Source organism: Lactobacillus sp., assembly GCF_051893255.1.
In the GTDB taxonomy this organism is placed as follows: Bacteria; Bacillota; Bacilli; order Lactobacillales; family Lactobacillaceae; genus Lactobacillus.
On sequence record NZ_JBJFHB010000091.1, the window covers coordinates 1 to 5119 of the forward strand.

The window sequence follows — 5119 nt, forward strand, 5'->3', positions numbered from 1 at the left end:
ACTAACTTGCGTCTTAGCGACGCAACGTTTTATATCTTAGCAAGTCATCAACTTCCTGTCAACAGCTTTTTAAGATTTTTATTTCGTATCTCCGGAGAGCTGCTTGCTCGCCGCGACAACAAATATTATTCTACACTCTTTTTCTGAAAGGTCAAATCTGCGTTTTCATTCGGTTTGCAATAGAAACACGAGGTAACGTTGTTATTTTTGCCTAATTAGGAACATTAACATTCATTTGTCTATTTCAGCCTATTTTACCAAATGTCATCAACAATATTCGGAAACAGCTGCTTTCAGGCACAAAAATCAATTCAAAAAAGTTGGAAAAAATTTTACGAAAACTTTTTCCCGGAAATTAGAGCGTAGAAACGCCGCTGTTGCGGCATTCTTACTTTTCGACTTTTTCCTTACTTTGCCGCTCTGCCGCGCTTTTTGTCAATTCTCCTGCAAGGTGCGTGCATCTTTGAGATACCCTATACTAACAATGTAAAGGTTACTAACCACTTACTAAACTGCAGAAAGGAGGATGCGATTTGATTTCATCTACCATGTTAATTAACGCCGACGAAATTATTACCCGAGCCTTTGACAACTATGAGAACGAGATCAAGTTAAGCGTAACGGATTTCTGTCAGGTTGCTCACTTTACTCGACCGACCTTTTATGCCCGTTACGGCGACATGCCCCACTTGGGCGTTGAGCTCTTGATCAAAAAACTTGAGTCAAATTTCAAGTTAGCCGAGAATAATTACGGCAAAGGCGTTCAGGATTTACTTCTGTACATGTTCGATGATCGTAAGTACCTATTGCGTCTTTACTACCTGATCAAGGCCTATAGTCAGCAAAAGAACGGCAAGTTTGCTGCTCGTTTTCCAAAATTGCTTGAACAGGCAATTTATATTAAGACCTTGGAATACGTTAGAAGACGATCCCGTACTGGCGACTATTCGGTTAAGGCTATTAACGATGCTGCTCATGTCATCTACACCATCGTTTACGAATGGCTTAATGAAGGCTTAGAACAAAATCCAAGCTCAGTCATCAGTCGCTGCCAGATCGCCGTTGCGGTTATCGACGACCAAGTAAATAAGAAAATCAGATAATCAATCCAACTAGAGTATTGTAAGTGCTCCATCCAAACATACTTCCCTAATGCTAAGAGCGTAGACCAATTAATTGGTCTACGCTCTTTCGCTTAAAATGAAACCGGAGCCGAGTATCAACACTTACTCAGCCCCGATTGCTTTAATATTCAATTTTATTTCAACTTAGCCTCGGCTCTGCTACTAGCTAACTGACAAATATGCCTATTCAGGAGGCTCATTCATCAATCATCTTTTCTGTCATTCGCAGACTCTCCTTCTCTTTTTTATTTTTTCTTTGGTCAACCAAGCTCGAACTGAAGCCCGGGGCTTGCAAGTCGAGTAATGCCTAACACTAGTCAGATACAGAATATCTTGTATTCCTGATCGGAAAGCTTGGCAAGCCTTTCTCCAAGATGTTCAGCGCGGCGTTGTAGTCACGGATGTGGTGCACTCCGCACATTGGACAATCCCATTGACGATTCTTCAAGATCAACTTCTCATGGCCGTTGCGGCCCATGATAGAGCCGCAGGCATGGCAGCACTGGGTTGTGTTGCGCTTTTAAAAAACAAAAACACCAGAGCCAAATTGCTCCAGTGTTAGGAATCTCTGCTATTTTTACCAGTAGCCAAGGCACTTAGTCCACAAAAGACCGCCACCAAGCCAAATTGCATTGAAGATCACGCCGATAATCGCGCTCAGCCGCCACCAATCCTTATTGGAAACATAACCAGTACTGGACAACATAGCAGCCGGGCCAGCTGAGTAAGTCGAGGTTGACAGGAAGATTGACCCGCAGAAGGCCAGCATCAGGGCCGCCATCAACTTAGGCACGCCGGCACCCAAGGCAATTGACAGAAATCCAGCGTAAAGGGCTGAAATCTGAGTGGCAATACTTGGGAAAAGGTAGTGCAGGTAGAAGTAGACCAGGAATAAGATTACCAGGACCCAAATCCAGTTCATCCCCTTGAGGGCCACACCCAAGGCCTTGGAGAACCATGGGAAGAAGCCCAAAGTCATCAGCTTTTTCGACATCAACATGATAATTGACAGCCAGGTCAAAATGTTCCAAGCAAAGGACTCATTCAGCAGGTCCTTCGTCGTAATCACGCCGGTGAGCAGGAGAATTACCACCGCGATAAAACTAGTCTCAGTCGCGTCGACCCCAAGCTTGCTGCCAAAGAGCCAGAGGGCAATTGATAAAAGAAAGACGCCGGTCATGATTTTCTCAGCCGCGGTCATCTTGCCGATCTCAGCCAGCTTTTTGTCAGCCCAGGCTTTAGCATTAGGCGTTTCCTTGATTTCCGGCGGGTAGATCTTGTACAAGACAAAAGGAATGATCAAGATTGACAAAATCCCCGGCAAACTAGCCGCCATAAACCACTGCATCCAGCTGATCGTAATCCCTTGCGTCTTGGCCAGGCCTAGGGCAATCATGTTCCCGGCCAAACCGGTCAGGAAGAGGCCACTGGTTGCATTGTTAACCTCATATTCATTAAAGACCAGGTAGGAGCCAATCTTGCCTTCAGTCCCATCTTTCGGGTCTGACCCCATTTCCCGAGACAAATTATCAATGATTGGATACATGATCCCGTTGACCCGAGCATTGTTTGAAGGAATCCCGATCGCCAGAATCGACTCAACTACCGACAAGGCATAAGCCAGACCCAGGGTCTTTTTGCCAAAAGCTCTGACGAAGAGGTAGGCAATCCGCTTGCCCAAGCCTGACTTGATAAAGCCAGCCGCCATAAACATGCACATGGCCACCATCCAGGCCGTTGAATTACCGAAACCAACGATAACTTCATCCATCTTCAGCAATCCCAGGACGATCGCGACCGTTGCCCCAGTCAGCGTCGTTGCCATCATCGGCATTGGCTTGGTCACGCAGCTGGCAATCGTAGCGACAAAAATCGCGAACATCTGCCAGGCACTGGTGCTGATTGCGGCCGGCTTGAGCGGGGTCAAGAGCCAGAGGCCCAAGCCAAGGGCTAGGGGCAGGAGCCAGTTTTTCCATTTAATTTTAGTCAACATGCTTGCCTCCACTATTTAGCCTGCTCGATCGCCTTATTTACGGCTTCTTCCAAGGCCCGAGTGGTGGTTGAGGCACCAGAAACAGCATCGATTTCCGTTGAGTTGGCAGCCACGATCTTGGCTGGCAATTCCTTAATAGCAACAGCCCCGATCCCTTCAGTTTCATGGCTTTCTAAAACTTCAACATCTTCAATCTTTTCGTCCTTGTAAGTTACCCGGACCACGATCTTGCCGCCGATACCAGCTTCCGTTGAACCCAGGTACTGGTTTTCACCGAGTTCAATATTGTCCATGCGTTCACCATCTACCAGGTCATTGACCGCTGGCACTGGCTTGGTCAGGATGACAGCTTGGGCATCGGCCTTGACGCTGGCCGCGTTTGTCCCGGAGATCTTACCGAAGATCAGGCATTCAGCCAAGTTGCCGCCGCCTTGGTAGCGGTTGGCGCAGATGCCGCCCAATTCACCGGCCCCGTACAAGTGCGGGATTACTTGATCGTTAGCATCCAGGATTTCACCCTTTTCGTTTCTTTCCGGTCCGCCTTGAGTGTTCAAAACGGCTGGAGCCAGTTTAATGGCGTAGAGCTGACCACTGGCAAAAGCTTCCATCCCGGCTGCTTCCCGGCCGAATTCAGCATCCCGGCCACTTTCAGCGAAGGAGTTGAAAGTCTTGATCGTTTCCGCCAGCTTGTCAGCCGGCACGCCCATTTTTTCGGCTAATTCCTGGCTGGAAGCAGCGGAAATAGTCTTGTCCAAAAACTTCGGGTAGCGCAATTGACCGGTCTGTTCCTTTTCGGCAACAAAGCGGTCGTACTGCTTTTGGTCAAAGACCAGCCAAGCATTGTCGTAAGCGTGCGGCATCAAGTAGTCGCCATGTTCGTAGATGTGGCCATGACGGAACTTGGCGTCTTCTTTCATAAAGCGGCTGCCGTCATCCGCAATAGCAAAAATTGAGCCGTTGTAAAGCAGCTTCCAGTGGCCAATTTGCCGGCCCCGCTGGCCCTCTTCTTCTTGGAAGGTGTAGCTTGGGATCACCCCTAAAGATTCGTAATTGGACATGTGCCAGAGCTTGGCTCCGACTTCTTCAGCCATCGTAATCCCGTCGCCGCGGTTGTAAAGACTGCCGAATGGCGTCAGCTTGGTAATGTGCAGGTAATTTTGCTGCATGACTGGGTTATTTTCAAAACCACCAGTTGCCAGTACGACCCCGTTTTTAGCATGGATATAGTAGTCCTTGTGGTTGCGGCTGACAACTGCCCCAACAACGGCGCCAGTTTCTGGATCTTGCAGCAAGTGGCTGGCCCGGGAATTCAGCCAGACGTCGATTTGCTCCTTCCGGTCCAAAACCGTCTTCCGGATCGTCTTCCAGAATTCCGCATCAAAGTCGCGGTTGTGGACCAGGGCAAAGTCAAAGGCTTCAGAGCCTTCGTATTCTGGGTATTCAGCCATGTGTTCCTTTTCGTCCAAAATGTCCCCTGGCTTGACGTCACGGGACCAGACGAAAGCATCGATGCCGAAATATTCCTTGAACATGTCAGTCATGTGGTAAATCCCGTCAGTGTAAACATCCATCATCTTTTCCGGAATTTGGAAAGGAGCGGCCAAGCGCTTAAAGTACTTATTGATCTTGGCATAATCTGTCGCCATTGCCACGTGCTGGGCTGAGTAGCGGGTGTTGCCACCTTCGTGGCCAAATGGAGCCGCGTCAACCAACAAGACATGGGCGCCCGCATCAGCGGCAAACCGGGCAGCGTTGCCGCCGGCACCACCGAAGCCTAAAACCAAAACATCATAATCTGCATTCCACTTTGTATCTTTAGTCGCATACATTCTTCTTACCTTACTCTCTTTGATAAATTATTTTTTGTTTTAAAACACTTTTTATATATCAGAGATATTTTCACTTAGCAAGGATTAATCGTAAGCGCTATATTCACAAGGATAAGGCCCAACCCTTGCTCAGTGTAGCATGAACGCTCGTGAATTTTAATATATATTTTTTT

The 5119-nt window shown here is 47.8% G+C and carries 4 protein-coding genes; 1 reads left to right on the forward strand and 3 read right to left on the reverse strand.

The window, feature by feature from the left end:
- Positions 1 to 533 precede the first annotated feature (533 nt).
- Complete coding sequence (locus ACI4WN_RS08610) at positions 534 to 1103, forward strand: hypothetical protein (protein WP_439777827.1); 570 nt, start codon at positions 534 to 536, stop codon at positions 1101 to 1103.
- A gap of 334 nt (positions 1104 to 1437) precedes the next feature.
- Here ACI4WN_RS08610 and ACI4WN_RS08615 read toward each other — a convergent pair whose 3' ends face one another.
- The 3 genes from ACI4WN_RS08615 to ACI4WN_RS08625 form a co-directional block, all read right to left on the reverse strand.
- Positions 1438 to 1602: a zinc ribbon domain-containing protein gene (locus ACI4WN_RS08615; protein ID WP_439777828.1), complete on the reverse strand. Its 165-nt coding sequence runs from the start codon at positions 1600 to 1602 to the stop codon at positions 1438 to 1440.
- Positions 1603 to 1701: 99 nt separating this feature from the next.
- Positions 1702 to 3117 (reverse strand): DASS family sodium-coupled anion symporter, encoded by a 1416-nt coding sequence (locus ACI4WN_RS08620; protein WP_439777829.1) that lies wholly within the window; start codon positions 3115 to 3117, stop codon positions 1702 to 1704.
- An 11-nt stretch (positions 3118 to 3128) separates the two neighbouring features.
- Positions 3129 to 4946: an FAD-binding protein gene (locus ACI4WN_RS08625; RefSeq protein WP_439777830.1), complete on the reverse strand. Its 1818-nt coding sequence runs from the start codon at positions 4944 to 4946 to the stop codon at positions 3129 to 3131.
- Between the last annotated feature and the right edge of the window lie 173 nt (positions 4947 to 5119).

What these genes read in the sequence shown, in the direction of transcription:
- ACI4WN_RS08615 (WP_439777828.1), bottom strand. Translation starts at nt 1,602, where the DNA reads ATGGGCCGCAACGGCCATGAGAAGTTGATCTTGAAGAATCGTCAATGG.
- ACI4WN_RS08625 (WP_439777830.1), bottom strand. Translation starts at nt 4,946, where the DNA reads ATGTATGCGACTAAAGATACAAAGTGGAATGCAGATTATGATGTTTTG.
- ACI4WN_RS08620 (WP_439777829.1), bottom strand. Translation starts at nt 3,117, where the DNA reads ATGTTGACTAAAATTAAATGGAAAAACTGGCTCCTGCCCCTAGCCCTT.